Origin of the sequence: Alloalcanivorax mobilis, from assembly GCF_002864685.1 — a bacterium.
In the GTDB taxonomy this organism is placed as follows: domain Bacteria; phylum Pseudomonadota; class Gammaproteobacteria; order Pseudomonadales; family Alcanivoracaceae; genus Alloalcanivorax; species Alloalcanivorax mobilis.
Genome location: NZ_NMQZ01000014.1, coordinates 17,759 through 38,766 on the forward strand (window position 1 = coordinate 17,759; position 21,008 = coordinate 38,766).

The following is a 21,008-nucleotide window of genomic DNA, read 5'->3' on the forward strand; positions in this document are numbered from 1 at the left end:
TCAATGCGCTTCAGTAATAAAGTCGCGGTGATCACCGGCGCCGCCCAGGGCATTGGCGAGGGCGTCGCCCGGCGGCTCGCCGAGGAAGGCGCGCGGGTGGCGTTGCTGGATCTGGACCTGCAAGGCGCCGAGCGGGTCGCCGCCACCCTGCCCGGCGACGCGCTGGCGCTGCGCTGCGACGTCAGCCAGCGGGATCAGGTTGAGGACAGCCTGGAACGGGTTCAGCAACGCTTCGGCCGGCTCGACGTGCTGGTGTGCAACGCCGGGCTGACCCGCGACAACCTGATTCACAAAATGACCGACGACGACTGGGATCGGGTCATCGACACCCACCTCAAAGGCAGCTTCCTGTGCTGCCGGGCCGCCCAGCGCTACATGGTCGACCAGCGCTACGGAAAGATCGTGCTGATGTCCTCGCGGGCGGCGCTGGGCAATCGTGGCCAGAGCAACTACGCCGCCGCCAAGGCCGGCTTGCAGGGCATGGCCCGGGTGCTGGCGATGGAGCTGGGGCCGTTCAACATCAACGTTAACGCCATCGCCCCCGGGCACATCGAAACCGAAATGACCCGCGCCACCGCCGCGCGCATCGGCATCGATTATCAGCAATTGCAGGAAAAAACCATCCAAGCCAATGCCATCAAACGCGTTGGCCAGCCCGAAGACATCGCCGCGGCCGCCGCTTTTCTGGCCGCCGACGAAGCGGGCTTTATCACCGGCCAGGTGCTGTGGGTCGCCGGGCGGCCAACGGTCTGACCTTCGCGGCCAACGCCGCCCATGCCAATAACAATGGAGTGTTTCATGTCGACCTCGACAGCCCCGCTCGACTTTTCGCGCCTGCGCGCCCTGTTTCAACCGTCCTCGGTGGCGATTCTGGGGGCCTCCGACGACCCCGCTAAAATCAGTGGTCGCACCGTGCGCTATCTTCTGGAGAGCGGCTATAAAGGCCGGATTCTGCCAATCAATCCGCGCCGCGACCAGGTTCAGGGCCTGCAGGCCTACCCGGCGGTGGAGCAGGTACCCGGCGACATCGATCTGGCCATCGTCGCCCTGCCGGCGACGCTGGTCCTGGAGGCCGTGCAGGCCTGCGCGGATCGCGGGGTGCGGGCGTTGATACTGTTCAGCGCCGGGTTCGCCGAGACCGGCGAGGCCGGCCGCCGCCAACAAGCGCGCCTGACCCGCATTGCCCGCGAATCCGGCATGCGCATTCTCGGCCCCAACTGCCTGGGCGCGATTAATCTGCGCCACGGCATGATCGGCACTTTTACCTCGGGAATGGAAGGCGGGCTGTCGCAACCGGGCCGCATCGGCTTTGTCAGCCAGAGTGGCGCGCTCGGCTCGCACTGTTTTGCCGCCTTCCGGGAACGGGGTCTGGGTTTCAGTTACTGGGTCACCACCGGCAATGAATGCGATCTGGAGTTCGCCGATTGTCTGGCGTTTCTCGCCCAGGACCCGGACACCGACGTGATCGCCGCGTACATCGAGGGCTGCCGGGACGGCGAGAAACTGAAAAAAGCCTTGGAAGTGGCGCGCCAGAATCGCAAGCCGGTGATCTTGCTGAAGGTCGGCGAATCGGAAATCGGCGCGCAGGCGGCGGCGTCCCACACCGCTTCGCTGGCCGGTTCCGACGCCGTCTATGATGCCGTGTTCCGCCAGTACGGCGTGTGTCGCGCGCACTCGATTACCGAATTCATGGAGCTCACCTACGCCTGCCTGGGTCGCCGTTTCCCCGCCGGGGATCGCATCGGCCTGGCCACCGTGTCCGGCGGTGTCGGGGTGCTGATGGCGGATCGTGCCTCGGCCCTGGGTCTGGATGTGGCGCCCATGCCACAGGCCGCCCAGCAATGGATGAAGCAGCGCTGGGCGCCGGCGGCGGTGGCCAACCCAGTGGACACCACTGCCCAGGTCACCAGTGATCGCGCCCTGCTCACGGAGTTCGTGGAAAAGATGCTGGACCAGGGCGACTACCACGCCCTGGTGATCTTTCTGGCGCACACCGGGCTGGTCAAGGAAACCTCCGATCGCCTGCGCGATCAGTTGCGCACGCTACGGCAACGCTACCCGGAACGCCTGATCATCATCAGTACGCTGTGCACGCCAGCGATCCGCGCCGATTACGAAGGCGACGGCTTCCCGGTGTTCGAGGACCCCAGCGTGGCGGTGCAGGCGGCGGCGGAGCTGATGCGCCTGGGCCGGCAGTTCAAGGCCGCCGAAGCTGGCGGCAACGGTGTGCCGCTGTTCCATGGCGGCGGCCTGCCGGCGCCGCCGGCGCACCTCAACGAATTCACCGTGAAACAGTATCTGGCGGAAGCCTGCGTGCCGGTGGTCGATGAACGGCTGGCGCATTCCGCCGATGATGCCGCCAGCGCCGCCGCCGAAGTGGGCTACCCGGTGGTGTTGAAAATCGTCTCCCCGGACATCGCCCACAAAACCGAGGCCGGCGGCGTGATCCTCAACCTGGTCAACCCGACCCAGGTGCAATCCGCCTATCGCCAGATCATCAAGCGCATCCGCTGCCGGCACCCGGCGGCGCGCATCGATGGCGTGCTGGTTTCGCGCATGGTGATCGGCGGCACGGAAACCCTGATCGGCGTGCAGCGCGACCCGGTGTTCGGGCCGGTGGTGGCGTTCGGCCTGGGCGGCATCTTCGTGGAAACCCTCAAGGACGTGGCGCTGCGGCCGGCACCTTTTGGTCTTGAAGAGGCGCACAGCATGATCCGCGAGATTCAGGGTTACCCGCTGCTCAGCGGCGCGCGCAATCGGCCGCCGGCGGACACCGACGCCCTCGCCCGCGCGCTGGTGGCGGTGTCCCAGGTGGCGTCGCGCAACCGCCACTCGCTGCTCAGCATGGACATCAATCCCTTCATTGTACTGCCCCGTGGCGAGGGCGCCGTGGCGGTCGACGCGCTGATGATTCAGGCCAGCGACAACGCCGCGCCCGCCCCCGGCAACGCCACCCATGAGGCGCCTTGCCATGCTTCCTGACGCCCACTTCGCCGGCCGCGTGGCGCTGATCACTGGTGGCGGCACCGGCATCGGCCAGGCCATCGCCACGCAGCTGGCGGCGCTGGGCGCCGATCTGGTGATCGCCGGGCGCCGCCGCGAGCCGCTTGAAGACACCGCCAGCGCACTGCGCGGTTACGGCGTCAAGGTGCTGCCGGTGGCCATGGACGTGCGTGACGCCGAGGCGGTGCAAGCCATGGTCGACACCAGCCTGGCCACGTTCGGCCGCATCGACATGCTGGTCAACAACGCCGCCGGCAACTTTCGCGCGCCAGCCGTGGCGCTCTCGGAGAACGCCTGGCGGGCGGTCACCGACATCGTGCTGCATGGCACCTGGTTCTGCACCCAGGCGGTGGGGCGAGTGATGATCGAGGCCGGCGGCGGTTCCATCCTTAATATTGGCACCGTCGGCGGGTTCCACGGCGGGCCGCTGGCGGTGCACTCGGCCAGCGCCAAAGGCGCGGTGCTGGCGATGAGCCGAACCCTGGCGGTGGAATGGGGCGCGCACCGGGTACGGGTCAACGTGCTGACGCCCGGCGCCACCGCTGACACCGGTGCCGTTGGTCAGTTGTTCCCCGAGGCGGATGCGCAACAACGGATCATCGCCGCGATCCCCGCCGGCCGTTTCGCCCGCCGTGAAGAGATCGCCGACGCCGCCTGTTACCTGCTCAGTGATTACGCCGCCTACGTCACCGGCGCCAACCTGGTGATCGACGGCGGCAAATGGCTCGGGCGCGGCCATCTGGACAACCCGAATCGCCCGGCACAGCCCGCACAAGGAGACACACCATGACACGCGAAGCAGTGATCGTCGGCGTCGCTGATACGCCGTTGCAAAACGGTGTTTTGAGAGACGGCGGCAGCGTTCTTCAGGTCCAGGCGCGCGCCGCCAAGGCGGCGCTTGACGAGGCCGGCCTGAGCATGGCGGAAGTGGATGGCCTGCTCAGCGCCGGCACCTGGGGGGTGCCCGGGCCGGGCAGCCTGATGACCATTACCCTTGGCGAGTACCTGGGCATCCGCCCGCGCTTCACCGACAGCACCAACATCGGCGGCGCCGCGTTTGAAGCGCATCTGGCCCACGCCGCGCTGGCCATTGAACGCGGCTACTGCGACGTGGCGCTGATCTGCTATGGCAGCACCCAGCGCAGCGAGAGCAGCCGCACCCTGGGCGGGCGCGCGCCGACCCTGACGATGCAATACGAAAGCCCGTTCGGCATGTTGATGCCGATTGGCGGCTATGCGATGGCCGCCATGCGGCACATGCACGATTACGGCACCACCGGCGAGCAGCTCGCCGAAGTGGCGGTGGCGGCGCGCGCCTGGGCATCGTTGAATCCGGCCGCCACCCGCCGCGAGCCGATCAGCGTCGACGACGTCCTGGCCAGCCCGATGGTGTCCGATCCGCTGCACAAACTGGACGCCTGCCTGGTCACCGACGGCGGCGGCGCGGTGGTGATGACCAGCGCCGAGCGCGCCCGCTCGCTGAACAGCAAACCCATTTACGTGCGCGGCTTTGGCGAGTCGCACACCCATTGGACCATCGCCCAGATGCCCGACCTGACCCTGACCACCGCCGCCGACACCGGGCGCCGCGCCATGAGCATGGCGGGCATCAGCCACGACGATGTGGACGTGGCGCAGATCTACGCCTCTTTCACCATTACCGTGCTGCTGACGCTGGAGGCTCTGGGTTTTTGCCCACGCGGCGGCGCCGGCGAATTCGTCGCCAACGGGCGGCTGGCTCCGGGGGGCGACTTCCCGATCAACACCAACGGCGGCGGGCTGTCCTGCGCCCACCCGGGCATGTACGGGCTGTATCTGCTGGTCGAGGCGGTGCGCCAACTGCGCGGTGAGTGCGGCCCGCGCCAGGTGCGCGATGCGCGCATCGCGTTGGTCAACGGCACTGGCGGCACGTTGTCCAGCACCGCCACCTGCGTTCTTAGCCGCGATTAGGAGAAACAGCATGACCAATCGTCCCGCCCCGGTGATCGACGACGACAGCCGTCCGTTTTGGCAAGGCACCGCCCGCCAACAACTGCGCCTGCCCTACTGCCGCGCCTGCGCGGCGGCGTTCTTTTATCCGCGCGCGCTGTGCCCGCGCTGTCATGGCGATGATCTGGAGTGGAGAAACGCCAGCGGCCGCGGCACCGTCTACAGCTACACCGTGTCGCGGCGCCCCGCCGGCCCCGCTTTTCAGGCCATCACCCCCTACGTGGTGGCGCTGGTGGATCTCGAAGAAGGGCCGCGCCTGCTCACCAATGTGCTGGTGGACCGTCCCGATCAGGTGCACATCGGCCAATCGGTGACGGTGGTCTATCAACCGCTCGGCGACGGCGAAACCGTGTTGCCGCTGTTCCAGCCAGAGGCGGCGCCTGAGCGCTGATCGAGGCGGTGAGCCGCCGCACAGCGCGGCCGGAGAATCCGATTGACTGCTATTGACCATACCGACGCTGAACAAGGGCTGCCCGTGCCCCGGCGTTACTGGGCGCTGTTGGCCACCGCGTTGAGCATTGGCATGGCGGTGATGGACAACACCATCGTCAACGTGGCGCTGCCCGCCATCGCCGAACAACTGCGAATCGCGCCGGCGCAATCCATCTGGGTGGTGAACGGCTACCTGCTGGCGGTGGCGATTGCCCTGTTGCCGCTCTCGTCGCTGGGCGAGATCATCGGTTACGGCAGGGTCTACCGGGGCGGGTTGCTGGTGTTCACCGTCGCCTCGCTGCTGTGCGCGCTGTCGGATTCCCTGGTAACCCTGACCGCCGCGCGTTTTCTGCAGGGCTTGGGCGCGGCCGGCATCATGAGCGTCAACGTGGCGCTGGTGCGTTTTATTTTTCCGGCCCGCTCGCTGGGCAAGGGCGTGGGCATCAACGCCATGGTGGTGGCGGTCTCCACCGGCATCGGCCCGACCGCCGCCGCCGGCATTCTGTCGGTGGGCACCTGGCCCTGGCTGTTCGCTATCAATGTGCCGATCGGCTGCCTGGCGATGGTGATGGCGGCGCGTACCCTGCCCCACACGCCCCGTTCGTCGCACCGTTTCGACGTGATCAGCGCGCTGCTCAATGCCTTTGGTATCGGCCTGTTGGTGATCGCCATCGACAGCCTCGCTCACGGTGTGCCGGGCTGGGTGATTCTGGTCGAGCTGGTCAGCGCGCTGCTGATTCTCTACTGGCTGGTGCGCCGGCAACTGTCCCGGCCATCGCCGCTGTTGCCCGTCGACCTGCTGAAGATCCGGCCGTTCGCGCTGGCCGTCGGCACCTCCATGTGCGCCTTTACCGGCCAGACCATGGCTTACATCACGCTGCCCTTTTATCTGCACGACGGGCTCGGCTACAGCGCCGTCTGGACCGGCCTGCTGATGACGCCTTGGCCGCTGGCGGTGATCATCATGGCGCCGATCGCCGGGCATCTGGCCGACCGCTACGCCGCCGGCGCGCTGTGCGGGCTGGGCCTGGCCCTGCAACTGGTCGGTTTGATCCTGCTGGCCACCATGCCCGACCCGCCGATGATGGCGGCGGTGCTCGCCAGCATGGCGCTGTGCGGGTTCGGTTTTGGTCTGTTCCACGCGCCCAACAACCGCACCTTGATGAGCTCGGCGCCGCCCCACCGCAGCGGCGGCGCCGCCGGCATGCAGGGCACCGCGCGCCTGATCGGCCAGACCCTGGGGGCCTCGCTGACCGCCTTGATATTCGGCCTGTTCCCCCAGCAAGCCATTCCCTGCGCGCTGCTGGTCGCCGCGGGCGCCGCCGGCATGGCCGCGCTGGTCAGCCTGCTGCGTCTGCGCACGCCCGCCTCACCCTGACGGAGATCACCGTTGTCCGAACACCCTTTCCCGTACCCCGCGACGGCGCGTTCCCAGGTGGTGCGCCTGCAAAGCACCGACTGCCATCTGCGCCAATGGGGCGACCCGCACGCACCGACGTTGTTTTTATTGCACGGTTGGCTGGATACCTCGGTGTCGTTTCAGTTTCTTGCCGACGCCCTGGGCTCCGGCTGGCGACTGATCGCGCCCGACTGGCCCGGTTATGGCGATACCCCCGGCCGGCCCGGCCCCTATTGGATGTACGACGACGTGGCGATACTGGATGCCCTGCTCGACCAGTGCGCCGCGGATCAACCGGTGACCCTGGTCGGCCACAGCTATGGTGGTCAGGTGGCCACGCTGTACGCCGCCGCCCGCCCCGAGCGGGTCGCCCGTTGCATCAGTCTGGAAGGGTTCGGGCCGCCCCAGGTGGCGCTGGCGGATGCCCCGCAACGGCTGGCCGGCTGGCTCGACACCATCAAACAACGCCCTCGCCATCGCCCCTACCGGGACCGCGCTGCCCTGGCCGATCGTCTGAGTCATGCCAACCCCCGGCTGACGCCGGAACGCGCCGCCTTTCTCAGCCGCCACATCGGCCAGCCCGATGCCGGCGGTGAGCTGATGCTGCACATGGACGACTGGCGACGCCTGCGCGGTTTGCCGCTGTCGTTCCCGGCGGCGGACCATTTTGAAACCATGTTGGCCGCGATTCAGGCGCCCACCTTATGGTTGCGCGGCGACCAATCCCATTACATGGCCAACGTGTTCCCCACCGACGCCCTCTATCAGCACCGTTTCCAATGTCTGCGCCACGGCCAGCAGGCGCTGATCGAAAACGCCGGCCACAATCTCCATCACGACCAGCCCGAAGTCCTTGCCCACCACTTGCTCGAATTCATCGAGCGCACCTGAAAGCGCGGAACAGGATAAAGAAAACAGGGGACCATGCGAGGCCATGCCGAATTGGATGCCGTTCCTTGTGGGCAGGGGCTTCAAGCTTCAAGTGAGGTGCAGCGGCGTCGGTTTTTTTGGTTTATCCCGCTTTAGCGGGAATTGTCTTTTGGGATCGTGTCTGGTTGGCGCTATTGAGGACGCGGGACAAGGGCGGTGCCTTCCGGGACCGCTCATGCCATCCCTGGCCGCTGTTTGTTTGGCCATCCCTGGCCAAACAGCTCCCGCCAGGCCCCGCCCTTGCCCCGCTCACTGAGCAGCGTCACCGCCACGGGTCACCAAACCGCCAGGACCGTGACGGCACGGTTTGGCGCCAACAATGACGCTTGAGAGACTAGCGTCCCCATGATGGGTTTAAGGTCGATCTATTGGCTTACCGGGAAAGGGCTTTACTCACGGGTTTGCTAGCAGAGCCGTCAATACTCTTGGATGAAACTGCTTGGCCAGATTTTATCTCCAACGGCGACGGCCTGGTCGTGCCGCTCTGGAGGGCCTCCCCCTGTTGTGTCGCCGAGGCGCGGGAAATTGATAGGGCCAGTTGGCCAGGGACGGCCAACTGACGCGGCGGACGACAGGATGTCGTCTCGTCGCCGACCCGGCCATCAATTTCCCGCGACTCGGGTACCCGAAGGGCGACACAACGGGGTGTCCTTCTTAGTCTACTTTCTTGGACAAGCAAGAAAGTAGAACGCCCAACAGGGCGTCAGCGGCGATGGGCAATGGATCAGCTCGAGACCATTCCCGCTAAACCGCGATGAAGCAAAAAAAGCCGCTCCCGAAGAAGCGGCACAAGGTCACTATGACCGCGGCATGCGCCGCGGGTGGAGAGCCCGGTCAGAATACGAATTCAGCGCCCACCGAGACCGCGAACGGGTCGCCGCCGGCGACGGTGGCGACTTTGTCGCCGTGCGCGTAATCGGCGGTGCGGTATTTGCCGTTGTCACCGTTACGGGTGGTGGTGGCCAGGGTGTACACCTTCAGGCGCGGGAAGATCTGCTGGTACAGGCCCAGGGAGAACTGATCCGCTTCGTCGTCGCCGCCGGCCTGATCGGATTCATCCGCGTGCATCCACTGGGCGCCGACGGTGGTCTTGGGCAGCAATCGGTACTGGGCAAACAGGCCATAGGCCGAACGGGACAGGGAACCACCGGCCACATCGCTGTCGGTATCGATGTTCTCAAAGATAACGCCCATCTTGGCGGCGCCGGCGGTGTATTTGGCGGCGGCCCGCCAGGCCTCCACTTCGCCCCCGTAGATTTCCGAATAGTTGGCGTAAGCCGCGGTCAGCGTTACTGGCCCCAGGTCATAACCGGCGCTGGCACTGAACATGTCGCCGTCGTTGTCATCGATAAAACCCTGGTTGCCCTCGTTGACGTCGCCGCCGGGCTGATCGTAGGCAACCTTGTTCTGATCCAGAGCGTACTGTACCGCCAGCTTTACATCGCCGACTTCGCCGTTCCAATACAGCGAGTTGGAGCCGCGCAGGTCCAGTCGTGAACCGTTCTGCGAGCTCTTACCAAGAATCGCGAAGGGGTCGCCAACGGTGGTCACGAATATGGTGTTAGCGAGCCCCGCCCGTTTAAAAGGGATGTCCATCAGACCAACACGGAACAGACCTAACGGCGTTTCCACGCCAAGAAAAGTGTCCCGGTTGGACCAGGTGTCGTCGGTGGCGGTGTCCGGATTGAAGTTCTGCTCGACCTGCCACACCACGGTATAGGGCTGCTCTTTAACCGCGTAAGAACCGCGAAAGCCGATGATGGTGGTGTTGGATGAAAGCCCGACACTGCCGTCGGTGAGGCCGATGGATTTATTCTCTTCGGCGCCGCCCAGATCGGAATCCGCGTAATCCACCGAAAGGCGGACCTTGCCGTAGATTTCGAAGGTCTCGGCGGTTTGCTCGTCGCTGTCCAGATTGACCGGAAAGCTGACCGCGTAAGCGTTGCTGGCGAGCAGCAACATGGAGGGCAATCCCACCGATCCCAGCGCCAGGCTCAGCGCGGTTTTCTTGATTGTCATTTCCACTTCCTCTTGTTGTTGTACGGCCGGGCGTGCGCCCCGGCTCGAGGAAAGCCCCCGACACGCCGCTTCGTTGATTCCGTCATGGCTCCCGAGCCGGATGGTCGGAAATAAGGCTTGCTTTACTAACGAAACGTCGGATTTGTCAGGTGCCTTTTTATTTCGCATTGCGGAACATGGATCAGAGAATTTCAATGATCACGGATCTGTTCCGGGCCTCGAATATAGCGATGCGAATACAGCGAACAAGGAGGTTCAGCGGCTTTCTTAACCGCCAAGACGGATTCTTTCCGGCACACTCGGGCTATCCCTTTAAGCGGCTTTTTGTTCCGCATAGAAATATTTAATTCTGCATGGCAGTACAAAAATGAAACGATTCATTGGTATCAACAGGCGCGCAAAGTTCGTCAGGAGGGGTATCATGTCGCGCCATTAGCAAATCCCCCGATCGGTGCCCTGTCAGCCGGAGCCATGATTTGTCCCCCAGCGCCCTCCCCCAAAGCGACACCTCATCCCCCCTTCCACCGCAAGACGGTGTCCCCAAACCGCAGCGCTACTGGGCCATTCTGGCGGTGGCGGTGAGTACCGGCATGGCGGTGATGGACAGCAGCATCGTCAACGTGGCGCTGCCGGTGATCGCCGACAACCTGAATGTCAGCGCCTCCGAATCGGTGTGGGTGGTGAACGCCTATCTGATCGCCGTGGCGACCACTCTGCTGCCGCTTTCCGCGTTGGGCGACATCGTTGGCTACCGGCGCGTCTACCTGGCCGGGCTGGCCTTGTTCACCGTGTTCTCACTGGTTTGCACTTTTTCCGATTCGTTGCCGATGCTGGCCGCGGCGCGCTTTTTTCAGGGGCTTGGCGCGGCCGGCATCATGAGCGTCAACGCCGCCCTGATCCGCTTTATTTATCCGACCCGGAAACTGGGCAAAGGCATCGGTATCAGCGCCATGGTGGTGGCGTTCTCCACCGGCATCGGGCCGACGGTGGCGGCGGGGATTCTGTCGGTGGGCGACTGGCCGTGGTTGTTCGCGGTCAACATTCCCCTGGGTTGTGTGGCGTTTTTTCTGGCCGCGCGCAGCCTGCCGTTTACCCCCCGCGCCAGCCATCGCTTTGATTTTCTTAGCGCGGTGCTCAATGTGCTCGGCATCGGTTTGCTGGTGACCGCCATCGATGGCCTCTCTCACGGCGTCTACTGGCCCTGGTCGCTGTCACAAATCGCGCTGGCGGCGACGGTGCTGTGGCTGTTGGTGCGTCGTCAGCTCAATCGCAGCTCCCCCCTGCTGCCAGTGGATTTGCTGCGCAGCCGGCCGTTCGCGCTGGCCGTCTGCACGTCAATGTGTGCTTTCGCCAGCCAGATCACCGCCTTTATCGTGCTGCCGTTCTACTTGCACGACACCCTCGGTTACAGCCCGGTGCAGACCGGCCTGCTGATGACGCCCTGGCCGGCGGCGGTGGTGGTGGCGGCACCGATCGCCGGGCGGCTGTCGGACCGTTACCCGGTGGGCGCGCTGTGCGCGCTGGGGCTGTCGTTGAAGTTGATCGGACTGCTGCTGATCGCCGCGCTGCCGGCCCAGCCATCGCTGGCGGCCTTGCTGCCTTGCATGGCCCTGTGCGGGCTCGGCTTCGGTTTCTTTCAGGCGCCCAACAACCGCGCCATCATCGGCGCCGCCCCACGCCATCGCAGTGGCGGCGCCGCCGGCATGCAAGGCACCGCGCGCCTGCTTGGGCAAAGCACCGGGGCGGCGCTCACCGCGCTCGCCTTCGCGCTCACCGGCGGCGGCATCGTCGCGCCGCTGCTGATGGCGGCGGGTTTCGATGCCCTGGCGGTGTTGGTCAGCCTGTCGCGCCTGCGCAAGCGCCCGGACCCTGCGGTTTAGGGTTACCAAGGGGCGTGGAGCGACGCCGTTGGGGCGTTGGGGGTGGAGACGAGTTTTTAGTTTTCAGTGTTCAGTGTTCAGTTTTCCGTGGAGCGCGGGCACGGCCTTTGCCCCACCATGGCCGCACCCGTGTTGTCGCCTGAAGCTTGAAGCTTGCATTGCGCATGTTGCGTGAAGCGTGCCGCGTGCCAGCGTGTCGCGGCGCCCTTCGGGCGCCGCGAACAACCGCCTTCATGCCCCGCCGCCAGCGTTGTCGGCGACCACGCCGGCTTTCATCATCCGCCACACCTGGCCGGCGGCTTCCGACAGCGGCCGCGAACGCAGCCGGTAGGCGGCGGTTTCCACCACCACGCCCATGTCCAGGGGCAGCACCTCAATGGCTCCGGCTTCCCGGTCACCGGTCAGCAGAATGTCCGGCGCGATGGTGATCGCCCGGCCGCTACGGCACAGCGCCAAACAGGAACTGATGGTGCCCAGTTGAAACTCAGCGCCGCGCCGGCGCAGTAATTCCCGCTGGAACCAGAACGGCGCCTGCGCGCCGTATTCCGGTGCCACTCGTGGCAACGCCCAGGGGCGGGACAACACCATGCGCAGGGCGGCGTCCGGGTCGTGGGCAGCACGGTGGCCAGCGCCGCGCAGCCATTGTCGCGGCGCGACCAGCCGCACCGGCATGCGCAGCAGCGGCTGAATCACGCCGTCGGCCGGATCCGGCAGCTCTTGCAGCTTACGCACGTCGTAGACGAGAAAGTCGTGGCGGTAGGCGTACAGGCCCTCCAGCAACGCTTCGAAGTGATCGGTTTGAATGTCCAGGCGGATCGCCGTGCCCTGCCGCTGCAAATGGGGGGCCAGGGCCTGGGAGACGATGTCGGGAACGAACGGACCACAACCGACCTTCACCAGCCCGGCCAGGCCGTCGTGGAAGCTTTCGATCACGCTGTCCAGGCCGGCGGCTTCGTCCAGCACCCGCACCGCCTGGCGGTACACCAAGGCGGCCAGCTCAGTGGGCCGCAGCGCACGGGTATGGCGCTGAAACAGCGCCGCGCCGACGCTTTCCTCCAGCTTTTGCAGGCTGCGGCTCAATGCCGGCTGAGTGAGACCCAGGGCGCGGGCCGCCGCCGACACGCTGCCGTGCTCATAGACGGCGCGGAACTGAGCCAGATGGTGAAGCTGCCACATGGCGCTCTCCAATTCGAAAATGCATGGATATATTACCCCTTGTTATGAATCCGCCAAGCATACTCCCGGTCAGACGCAACAAAACAACAACAGGTACCGAGGGTTGGGCATGGACGACATCACACGCCGCCAGGTTCTCAAAAACATCGCCTTGGGCGCCGCTGCCCTGGGCGCCGCCCCCGCCTTGAAGGCGGCCCCGGCGCTGGGCAAGGGCACATCGTCAGCCACAAAGGGCCCGCCGAACGTGCTGTTGCTGGTGTCCGACCAGGAACGCTGCTGGGAGGATCTGCCCGGCGCCCTGGATCTGCCCGCCCACGAAAAACTGCTCACGCGCGGCACCGGCTTCACCCGCTACTACGCCAACACCTCGCCGTGCTCGCCGTCGCGTTCGGTGATGTACACCGGCCAGCACACCATGCGCACGCACATGACCGCCAACCTACACGCGCCGCCCTTCCCCACCCTGAACCGGGATTTGCCCACCCTCGGCCATGTTTTTCGCCGGCTCGGCTACCACACCGCCTACAAAGGCAAGTGGCACCTTTCCGACATCAAGGACGGCCCCGGTTTGATGTACGGCAGCTATCCCAGCCGAACCGATGCGCTGGATCAATTCGGTTTCAGTGAATACAACCTCACCGGCGATGTGCACGGCTCGGTGTGGCAGGGTTTTATCGCCGATCGCATGGTTTCCGGCGAGGCCAGCCAATGGCTGATGCGCACCGGCCAGCAACTGGATAAGCCCTGGCTGTTGGCGGTGAATTTCGTCAATCCCCACGACATCATGTTTTTTTCCAGCGGTGAGAAACAGGAGCGCTCACGCACCAACCCGGCGTTCATGGCACCGTTGCGCCCCGCGCCCCACGACCCGATTTACCGCCGGGACTGGTCCCAGGTTGGTTTGCCGGCGTCGTTCTATAAGGACGATCTGCACGACAAGCCGTGGAGCCACCGTTCCTACGCCCAGGTGATCGACAGCCTGTATGGCCGCATGGACCGCGACGACGAAGCCGCCTGGCTGGCCAATCAAAGCTACTACTTCAATTGCATCCGCGACGTGTCGCGACAGGTCGACCAGGTACTGCAGGCTCTGGAAGAAAGCGGGCAATTGGATAACACCATCATCGTGTACACCGCCGACCACGGCGAAATGGCCGGCGCCCACGGCCTGCGTCAGAAAGGCCCGATGATCTACAAGGAAAACAGCCGGGTACCGTTGATCGTCAGCCATCCGGACGTGGCCGGCGGCCGCAGCGTGGAAAATCTCGGCTCGACGCTGGATCTGCTGCCCACGCTGGTGTCACTGGCCACCGAAGGTCAGGGGCAAAGCGACACGCCTGGCGTGGACCTCAGCCCGGCCCTGGGTGGCCAGGTCACCGACCGCGACCGCAAGGGCATTCTGTTCGCCTATGGCGTCACGCTTTACACCGACCCGGAAACCACCCGCCGGCTGGTCAAGGACGGCGACGAAATCACCCCGGTGAAACTGATGACCGAGTTTCTCAAGCAGCTTCGCCTGGGGCCCGAGCTCGGCAACCGTGGCCTGCATCGCGGGGTCTACGACGGCCGCTATAAGTTCGCCCGCTACTTCAGCCCGGACAGCCACCACACCCCGAAAGACTGGGACACCCTCACCGGGCATAACGACCTGGAACTCTACGACACCCTCAACGACCCGGACGAACTGGTCAATCTGGCCGCCAAACCGGAGCAGGTTAAACCGTTATTGATGGCAATGAGCAACCGCACCAACGCTCTGGTGGCGGAAGAAGTGGGCGAAGACAACGGCTCGGAATTTCCAGGACCGTCAATGATGTACACGCTCTAGCGAACGCTGAATAACACCCCACCCTTTTCAAGCCCTTGGGGGGCTGCCCCGGCCACGGCCGGGGTATTTTATTGAACGGAACAGGGAACAGCCCGCCGGGCGGGCGGCTGCAAGCTTCAAGCTTCAAATGTGTGCCACGGCGCCGCTTTTTGTAGCTTGCGGCTTGCGGCTTGCAGCTTGAAGCCCCCGCCCTGTTCCCCGCATCCTGTTTTTCACCCGCCTAATGGCGGCGAGGCGGCGCGGGCGCGGCGCGCTTCGCGGGCGGTGAAGATCAGCATCACCAGGCCGCCGGCGATCAGATACCAGTAGAAGGTGATAAAGCGCCACACCACGATCACCGTGGCGGTAGTCAGGCTGCCCAGCCATGGGTTCAACATGGCGGCGCCGGCGACTTCCGCGCCACCGGCGCCACCGGGCAGCAGGGTCAGGTGCCCGGCGCCCATGGCCACCATTTGCACGAAGAACCCGTAGACCCAGTCGATCTGGTCGCCGAGCGACAATACCGCCAGCCAGATCACCGAATAACGCAATAACCAGTGCGCCAGGCACAGGCCAAACATGGCCAGCAGACGCCGTTTGGGCACCGCCAGGGTGTCTCCTATGCCGCTGCGAAAACGCAGCATCGAACGCGCCAGGCCAAACCGGCGCGAGCGCTTCACGCGCAGCCGGCGCAGCCACTCCCCGGTGGTGCTGAGCAGCGGGCGATGGGCGCGCGCCATCAGCACCACCAACAGCAGCCCTGCCGAGAGCAGCGCGAACGGCACCGCCAATTCCCACCAGCCATCCAGATTCAGATAGCGGGACAAGCCGTACAGCGCCAGCGTTGGCAGCAGCAGCAAAAACACCAGCAAATCGGTGAGCTGGTCAACGGCGAGCACCGCCGTGGCGGTGGCCGGCGCGACGCCATGGCGGCGCAACAAGGCGGCCATGGCGAACGGCGCGCCACTGCCACCGGGGGTGGCGTTAAGGGTGAACTCGGTGGCCATCACCGTGGCCAGCGCGGCGCGGTGGCTGAGGTGGCGGGCGCGGCCCTTGAGCATCAGGCGCAAACGCAGGGCATTGAGATTCCAGCACAGGAAAATCAACGCCACCATGCCCAGCAACCAGCTGGGCGGCACCTTGAGCAATTCGATAAACAAACCCTTGCCGCCGAGAATCAGCGGCACCGACGCGCCCACCAGCACGGCGACGAACAGCAAAACCACCCAGTGGCGTTTCATGCGGCCTCCCGGCGCGGCGTGGGCAGCGTCTGTTCGGCGAGCCACTGTTGTTTAGTCAGGCTGCGGCGGCGGCCGTGCAGATCACGGATGGTGTCCAGCCAGAAACGCCGGGAATCGGCGAATCGCAGGTCCACCGGATGGATCGCCAGGCGCAGCACCGATTGATCGTGGAAGCGCCGCAGGCGGTGCCGGTTGAGCGCGGCGAACAGGGTGCGCCGCCAGGCCGAACGCGACGACATCACCAGGGTCGGCAACGGCAAGCGGTGCTCGGAAGGCAACGCGTACAGGGCATGGGCGTCGGTGCGGTAGGCGAAGCCGGCGGCGGTAATCGCCCGCCGGCCGGCGGCGTTGCTGACCCAGCCCGGCGGCACGTAGCCCGCCGCCCGCCAGTTCTGGGCGTGGAACAACGCCAGGCCCTCGTCGATGCGCGCCTGGGCCTGGCGCTCATCGAGCGCCGCGAACTCCCCTTCGTGGGTGAGAATGCGCCGGCGTAAAATGCCGCCGGGCGATCGCGGTGGTGAGGCGTCGTCGGTGTGGGTATAGCCGTGCAGCACCAATTCGTCGCCGCGTGCCTGGCGAGCCACCATGGCGGCACAGAAGCCGGCGTCGTCGGCGGCGACGACGCCGCGATGAAAATGGGGCACCACCAACAGGGTGCACCTCACGTCTTGCAGATCGCTCAACTGGTCGAGGAAATCCCGATACAGAGGCCAACTGACCGGCGCCACATCGTGCAGGGATAACAGAAAGGCGGCGCGCTCAGGAGTGGGTTTCATTGGTGCCCGCCAGCAGTGCTTCGCCGCGACTGCCCAGCACCCGCCGATAATGCCCCAACAGACTTTCCACCACCGCGTCCCAACTGTGGCGCTCTTCCACGTAGGCGCGCGCCGCGCGACCCATGGCTTTCGGGTCGGCGTGTTCGAACAGATCGCGCACCGCCTCGGCCATCGCCGGGCCGTCGTTGGGCGGCGCGCGGCGGCCGCAATGCTCGGGCACCACTTCCGGCAGCGCGCCGGCGTCCACGCACACCACCGGTAGCCCGCAGGCCATGCCTTCCAGTGCCACCAGCCCGAAGGTTTCCTGATCGCCGGCGTGCACCAGGGCATCGGCGGAGGCCATCCAGCCGGCCACGTCTTCGGTGGCACAGAACTGGTCAATCACTGATACGTTGTCGGGGGCGTCCGGTTGCAAACCGGTGCCGATCAACAGCAGATGGTAGTCCGAACCCAGTGCGCGCATCGCGTCGAGCAGAACCGGAATGTTTTTTTCCTGGGTGCCACGGCCAGCGAACACCAGCAATGGCTGGTCCTCGCTCAGGCCCAGTTCGCTTCTCGCGTCGGTACGACGGTGATCGGGGTGGAAGGCGCACAGATCCACGCCGAGAGGTTGCACGCGCACGTCGCGGATACCACAGCGGTGCAGCTGCTCCGCCATCACCTGGCTGGGGCTGAGCACCAGATCGAACCCTTCATAGAGACGGTTGATGTACAACCGGGTGCTGCTGTCGAGAAAACGGCTGACGCGATTATGAATCAGCGTGAACAGATCGGAATGGTAAAAACCCACCGCCGGCACATCCAACAGACGCGCCGCCCGTTGCGCCGCCCACGCCGGGGTATAGGGGTCGCCGGCTTCAATAATGTCGGCCTGCAAGCCGGCCATCACGTTGCCCCACAACGGTACCCGCACCGGGAAGCGGAAACCCGGCGCCATCGGCAGGTTGATCGCCGGCAGTTGAATAAAATCGCCATCAAACAGGGCCTTCGCCCCCGGGTAGACCACTTTATGGTGAATGCCCGGGCGCTGGAGCAGCGCTTTTCGCTTGCTGTCGATGTAAGTGCGAACCCCGCCGCTGGACTGGGTATAAAACAAAGTGGTATCGACGATTTTCAAGCGGCTCTCCTTCATCGTCCCTTATCGTCGTGAGCGTTCAGGCCGAAGCGCTATCCCGCTGCCTTCTCGGCCGTTCCCCGGCCTTCGCCCGAACCCTCTCGCTCTGCTCGCTGCTTCACCGTGCAAAGCCTCTGTGTTATTTGATAGAAGGAACCGGGCGCGGGTTCAAGTAAGCGGCGGTAAAATATCACTTAGCGATCAGTTTAAGTGGCACTGGGAAGGTAAAGGCTTGTAAAACGACACAAAAAGACGCATTTGAAGGCAATGACAGGCGGATCATGGTCACCGCCCTCAAGTCTGGAGCAGCGGAAAACGATGGACTTCAAGGATTACTATCAGATACTCGGAGTCGAGCCGAATGCCGACGACAAAGCGGTGAAAGCCGCCTATCGGCGTCTGGCGCGCAAATATCACCCCGACGTCAGTAAGGACGACAACGCGGAAGCCCGCTTTAAGGAAGTGGCCGAGGCCTACCAGGTGCTCAAGGACAGCGCCAAACGGGCCGAATACGATCAGCTTCGCCAGTACCGCGCCAGCGGCCATGGCACCGGCGGCGGTTTCGAGCCGCCGCCGGGCTGGCGCCCCTCGGCGGGTGGCGACGCCGCCACCGGGCATGGTGATTTTTCGGATTTTTTTGAAAATCTGTTCGGCGCTGGCGCGCAGGGGTTCTCTTGGAACGCCGGTGCGGCTGGACGCCATCGTGGTGAGGATCTGGAAGTCGAGTTGCCGCTGTTTCTCGAAGACACGGTCAGCGATACCAGCAAACAGATTCGGTTTGCCCTGCCCCAGTACGACGCGCGCGGCCGGCGCCTCGCCGACCGGGAAAAAACCCTTAACGTGAAGATCCCAGCCGGCACCGGCGACAACGAACGCATTCGCCTGAAAGGCCAGGGGGCGCCGGGCCTGGACGACGCCCCCGCCGGCGATCTTTATTTACGCGTGCGGCTGGTGCCGCACCCGCTGTTCGATGTGGATGGCCACGACCTGATCATTACCGTGCCGGTGGCGCCCTGGGAAGCGGCGCTCGGCGCCAAGGTGGATTTGCCCACCCTCACCGGCCGGCTCAGCCTGACGGTGCCCGCGCACAGCCAGAGCGGCCGACGCCTGCGCCTTAAAGGCAAGGGCCTGCCCACGAAAGGGGGCGCTGGAGATCTCTACGCGGTGCTCAAGGTGGTGATGCCCGAGGGCGGCGACGAAAGCGCCGATGCGCTCTGGCGGCAACTGGCCGAGCAGGCGGACTTCAACCCGAGAGCGGATTGGGAGCATTGACATGAGCAGTTGGCAAAACGGCACCCTTACCCTCAGTGAACTCTGCCATCGCGTCGCCCTGCCAAGGACCACGGTGGTGGAAATCGTCGAGGTGGGCATCATCGAACCGGTGCGCCACGGCAACGACTGGCATTTCGACGAACAGGTGGTGCTCCTGGTGACCCGCGCCTGTCGCCTGCACCAGGACCTGGGCATCGACTGGAACGGCGTGGCTCTGGCCCTGGAACTGCTTGAGGAAGTGGCCTCCCTGCGCCAGGAAAATCAGCGTCTGCGGCAACGGCTGCAACGTTTTTCGTGATCGGATAAACGCCGGAACCGCCGCGTTTATCAGGGCGTTTGCCGGTAAAACAGGCTCAATTGCCGGTACACCTCGGGCAGCGATTCCTTGAGCAGAGGCGGGGATTCAAAGAAGCATTCGCTGGCAACGGCGAAAAACTCGCCCGGATCTTCCAGGGCGTAAGGGTCCATAAACGGCTGGCCACGGCGTTCCGCCTGTTCCAACGCCTGGTAACCCTGGGTGAACGCATCGTGCCAGGCTTGCGGGCTCATTCCCGCGTGCAACGGTGGCGCGCCGTTGGGGCCGTCGCTGAGCATGTCCAGCTTGTGCGCCAGTTCGTGCAGCACCACGTTGTAGCCGTCGTCGCCGCCGGCCTCGGTGACGTCCGCCCAGGACAACAGCAGCGGGCCGCGCAACCAGGCCTCGCCGGCCAGCTCGCGCCCCTGGGCGTGCACTACCCCGAACTCATCCATTTCGCCGTCCGGGGTGACGAAGGTGTCCTCGTAGACGATCAGGGTGTACCAGCCGTCGTACCAGTCCAGGCCCAACTCCAGAACCGGCACCACCGCCATGGTGGCGATCAGCAGACGCATGTCATCAGCCAGCTCGAAATCGCCGCCGGGGACCATTTCCTTGCGCACCAGAAAACGCAACGTGGCATCGTACAGACGATCCCGGGCGGCGCCGCGATAGCGGGCCGCCACCGGCCAGACCGCCACCGCGCGCTCCCACTGCTGCCGGGTCACTGGCAGGCGAGCCACCTTGCGCGTTTCCAGCCACCGCCCCAGCCGTTTGAACATCGTCGCTCACTGCACACAAAGGAGTGGGCAGCTTGCCCATTTCCGCGCCGGCGCTCAAGTGCGCCGGTGTTTTGCGTCGTGCCCGCAAACGGGTTTATATGGAGCGCCTTGCCTAAGGAACCTGACTGGAACCCACCATGGCGATCAGATCCGTTTCGTTAGCCTCTGCCCTGATATTGGCCCTGATGATGCTGGCCGTGCCCTCGCCGACCCGGGCGGATCAGTGGCAAGAAATGGAAGACAGCTTCGAACGGGGCGCCGATCAGGCGCGCTACTGGCAATGGGGCTGGGGCGCCTTTTACGCCGGCAGCAGCGCCTGGTCGCTGGTGCAGGCGCACCGCACCCATCACGCCGACGACCGCTATGACGATTACGTCGACGCCACCAAGGCGGCGCTGGGTCTGGCCGGCACCCTGCTGTTCGCCCCGCGGCACGGCCAGGCACTGCAACGGTTCCAGGCTCTGCGCGCCGACGGCGACCGCCAGGCCCTGGCCAGCGCGCGCATCGTCATGGCCACCCTGGCGGCGGAAGAAGAGCAACAACGGCGCTGGCGCAGCCGCCTGGGAGGGCTGATCGTCAACGGCCTCGCCGGCCTGGCCATCGGCCTGGACGACAACCGCCCCGGCGACGCCTGGGTCAATTTCGCCACCGGCATGCTCACCACCGAACTGAACGTGCGCACCCGCCCGGACACCGCCACCGCGTTCCTCGAACAGCACCCGGATTTCACCGTCAAAGCCAACGGCGGGCGTTTGGATTTTTATGTTCAGCGTTGGGTGACGCCGATGGGCGCCGGGGTGGCGGTGAGGTTTTAGGTAAGGGGGCAGTTTTCAGTTTTCAGTTTTCAGTTTTCAGTTTTCAGTTGGGAGACTTTTCCCGTTGGCCAGGTTTAC

The 21,008-nt window shown here is 65.1% G+C and carries 18 protein-coding genes; 12 read left to right on the top strand and 6 right to left on the bottom strand.

Annotated elements, in window-relative coordinates; genetic code table 11:
* Window positions 1–3 precede the first annotated feature (3 nt).
* The 7 genes from CGS25_RS08920 to CGS25_RS08950 are packed head-to-tail and all read left to right on the top strand — an operon-like array spanning window position 4 to window position 7,714.
* Window positions 4–753, top strand: a complete 750-nt coding sequence (locus CGS25_RS08920) for an SDR family oxidoreductase (protein ID WP_101675269.1) — start codon at window positions 4–6, stop codon at window positions 751–753.
* A 45-nt stretch (window positions 754–798) separates the two neighbouring features.
* Entirely contained in the window at window positions 799–2,982 is a 2,184-nt protein-coding gene (locus CGS25_RS08925; protein WP_101675270.1) for an acetate--CoA ligase family protein, read from the top strand.
* On the top strand, window positions 2,972–3,793 hold the full coding sequence (locus CGS25_RS08930; RefSeq protein ID WP_101675271.1) for an SDR family oxidoreductase: 822 nt from the start codon (window positions 2,972–2,974) through the stop codon (window positions 3,791–3,793). Before CGS25_RS08925 ends, CGS25_RS08930 begins: the two co-directional genes overlap by 11 nt.
* The gene (locus CGS25_RS08935; RefSeq protein ID WP_101675272.1) at window positions 3,790–4,953 is read left to right on the top strand and encodes an acetyl-CoA acetyltransferase; all 1,164 of its coding nucleotides are present in this window, start codon (window positions 3,790–3,792) and stop codon (window positions 4,951–4,953) included. Before CGS25_RS08930 ends, CGS25_RS08935 begins: the two co-directional genes overlap by 4 nt.
* Window positions 4,954–4,963: 10 nt before the next feature.
* Window positions 4,964–5,383, top strand: a complete 420-nt coding sequence (locus tag CGS25_RS08940; RefSeq protein ID WP_101675273.1) for a Zn-ribbon domain-containing OB-fold protein — start codon at window positions 4,964–4,966, stop codon at window positions 5,381–5,383.
* Between the two features lie 42 nt (window positions 5,384–5,425).
* Entirely contained in the window at window positions 5,426–6,802 is a 1,377-nt protein-coding gene (locus CGS25_RS08945) for an MFS transporter (RefSeq protein WP_232802336.1), read from the top strand.
* A gap of 12 nt (window positions 6,803–6,814) precedes the next feature.
* Window positions 6,815–7,714: an alpha/beta fold hydrolase gene (locus CGS25_RS08950; RefSeq protein ID WP_101675274.1), complete on the top strand. Its 900-nt coding sequence runs from the start codon at window positions 6,815–6,817 to the stop codon at window positions 7,712–7,714.
* Window positions 7,715–8,587: 873 nt separating this feature from the next.
* Here CGS25_RS08950 and CGS25_RS08955 read toward each other — a convergent pair.
* Window positions 8,588–9,772 carry a porin gene (locus tag CGS25_RS08955; RefSeq protein ID WP_157933802.1) on the bottom strand — a complete coding sequence of 395 codons (1,185 nt, stop codon included), beginning with the start codon at window positions 9,770–9,772 and terminating at the stop codon, window positions 8,588–8,590.
* 476 nt (window positions 9,773–10,248) lie between these two features.
* Here CGS25_RS08955 and CGS25_RS08960 point away from each other — a divergent pair, with 476 nt between their 5' ends.
* Window positions 10,249–11,652: an MFS transporter gene (locus CGS25_RS08960; protein ID WP_232802337.1), complete on the top strand. Its 1,404-nt coding sequence runs from the start codon at window positions 10,249–10,251 to the stop codon at window positions 11,650–11,652.
* A 231-nt stretch (window positions 11,653–11,883) separates the two neighbouring features.
* Here the strand turns inward: CGS25_RS08960 and CGS25_RS08965 are convergent, their stop codons facing one another.
* Window positions 11,884–12,828, bottom strand: coding sequence for a LysR family transcriptional regulator (locus CGS25_RS08965; RefSeq protein WP_101675276.1), 945 nt, complete (start codon window positions 12,826–12,828; stop codon window positions 11,884–11,886).
* A 109-nt stretch (window positions 12,829–12,937) separates the two neighbouring features.
* On the opposite strand from CGS25_RS08965, the gene CGS25_RS08970 reads away from it, so the two are divergent.
* Entirely contained in the window at window positions 12,938–14,656 is a 1,719-nt protein-coding gene (locus tag CGS25_RS08970; protein ID WP_089032056.1) for a sulfatase-like hydrolase/transferase, read from the top strand.
* Between the two features lie 212 nt (window positions 14,657–14,868).
* On the opposite strand, the gene CGS25_RS08975 is transcribed toward CGS25_RS08970, so the two are convergent.
* Genes CGS25_RS08975 through CGS25_RS08985 form a run of 3 tightly spaced genes read right to left on the bottom strand, consistent with a single transcriptional unit; the run spans window position 14,869 to window position 17,769 of the window.
* Window positions 14,869–15,876, bottom strand: coding sequence for a lysylphosphatidylglycerol synthase transmembrane domain-containing protein (locus CGS25_RS08975; protein ID WP_089032057.1), 1,008 nt, complete (start codon window positions 15,874–15,876; stop codon window positions 14,869–14,871).
* Window positions 15,873–16,652: a DUF2334 domain-containing protein gene (locus tag CGS25_RS08980; protein ID WP_089032058.1), complete on the bottom strand. Its 780-nt coding sequence runs from the start codon at window positions 16,650–16,652 to the stop codon at window positions 15,873–15,875. Before CGS25_RS08980 ends, CGS25_RS08975 begins: the two co-directional genes overlap by 4 nt.
* Complete coding sequence (locus CGS25_RS08985) at window positions 16,636–17,769, bottom strand: glycosyltransferase (RefSeq protein WP_089032059.1); 1,134 nt, start codon at window positions 17,767–17,769, stop codon at window positions 16,636–16,638. Before CGS25_RS08985 ends, CGS25_RS08980 begins: the two co-directional genes overlap by 17 nt.
* Window positions 17,770–18,084: 315 nt before the next feature.
* On the opposite strand from CGS25_RS08985, the gene CGS25_RS08990 reads away from it, so the two are divergent.
* Entirely contained in the window at window positions 18,085–19,038 is a 954-nt protein-coding gene (locus tag CGS25_RS08990) for a DnaJ C-terminal domain-containing protein (RefSeq protein WP_089032060.1), read from the top strand.
* Window position 19,039: 1 nt separating this feature from the next.
* On the top strand, window positions 19,040–19,336 hold the full coding sequence (locus tag CGS25_RS08995; RefSeq protein WP_089032061.1) for a chaperone modulator CbpM: 297 nt from the start codon (window positions 19,040–19,042) through the stop codon (window positions 19,334–19,336).
* A gap of 29 nt (window positions 19,337–19,365) precedes the next feature.
* On the opposite strand, the gene CGS25_RS09000 is transcribed toward CGS25_RS08995, so the two are convergent.
* On the bottom strand, window positions 19,366–20,115 hold the full coding sequence (locus CGS25_RS09000; RefSeq protein ID WP_101675277.1) for a M90 family metallopeptidase: 750 nt from the start codon (window positions 20,113–20,115) through the stop codon (window positions 19,366–19,368).
* Window positions 20,116–20,252: 137 nt separating this feature from the next.
* Between CGS25_RS09000 and CGS25_RS09005 the strand changes: the two genes are divergently transcribed.
* Window positions 20,253–20,930, top strand: coding sequence for a hypothetical protein (locus CGS25_RS09005; protein ID WP_157933803.1), 678 nt, complete (start codon window positions 20,253–20,255; stop codon window positions 20,928–20,930).
* Window positions 20,931–21,008 lie beyond the last annotated feature (78 nt).

What these genes read in the sequence shown, in the direction of transcription:
- CGS25_RS08925 (WP_101675270.1), top strand. Translation starts at nt 799, where the DNA reads ATGTCGACCTCGACAGCCCCGCTCGACTTTTCGCGCCTGCGCGCCCTG.
- CGS25_RS08975 (WP_089032057.1), bottom strand. Translation starts at nt 15,876, where the DNA reads ATGAAACGCCACTGGGTGGTTTTGCTGTTCGTCGCCGTGCTGGTGGGC.
- CGS25_RS08940 (WP_101675273.1), top strand. Translation starts at nt 4,964, where the DNA reads ATGACCAATCGTCCCGCCCCGGTGATCGACGACGACAGCCGTCCGTTT.
- CGS25_RS08930 (WP_101675271.1), top strand. Translation starts at nt 2,972, where the DNA reads ATGCTTCCTGACGCCCACTTCGCCGGCCGCGTGGCGCTGATCACTGGT.
- CGS25_RS08935 (WP_101675272.1), top strand. Translation starts at nt 3,790, where the DNA reads ATGACACGCGAAGCAGTGATCGTCGGCGTCGCTGATACGCCGTTGCAA.
- CGS25_RS08965 (WP_101675276.1), bottom strand. Translation starts at nt 12,828, where the DNA reads ATGTGGCAGCTTCACCATCTGGCTCAGTTCCGCGCCGTCTATGAGCAC.
- CGS25_RS09000 (WP_101675277.1), bottom strand. Translation starts at nt 20,115, where the DNA reads ATGTTCAAACGGCTGGGGCGGTGGCTGGAAACGCGCAAGGTGGCTCGC.
- CGS25_RS08970 (WP_089032056.1), top strand. Translation starts at nt 12,938, where the DNA reads ATGGACGACATCACACGCCGCCAGGTTCTCAAAAACATCGCCTTGGGC.
- CGS25_RS08955 (WP_157933802.1), bottom strand. Translation starts at nt 9,772, where the DNA reads ATGACAATCAAGAAAACCGCGCTGAGCCTGGCGCTGGGATCGGTGGGA.
- CGS25_RS08980 (WP_089032058.1), bottom strand. Translation starts at nt 16,652, where the DNA reads ATGAAACCCACTCCTGAGCGCGCCGCCTTTCTGTTATCCCTGCACGAT.
- CGS25_RS08920 (WP_101675269.1), top strand. Translation starts at nt 4, where the DNA reads ATGCGCTTCAGTAATAAAGTCGCGGTGATCACCGGCGCCGCCCAGGGC.
- CGS25_RS09005 (WP_157933803.1), top strand. Translation starts at nt 20,253, where the DNA reads ATGGCGATCAGATCCGTTTCGTTAGCCTCTGCCCTGATATTGGCCCTG.
- CGS25_RS08990 (WP_089032060.1), top strand. Translation starts at nt 18,085, where the DNA reads ATGGACTTCAAGGATTACTATCAGATACTCGGAGTCGAGCCGAATGCC.
- CGS25_RS08995 (WP_089032061.1), top strand. Translation starts at nt 19,040, where the DNA reads ATGAGCAGTTGGCAAAACGGCACCCTTACCCTCAGTGAACTCTGCCAT.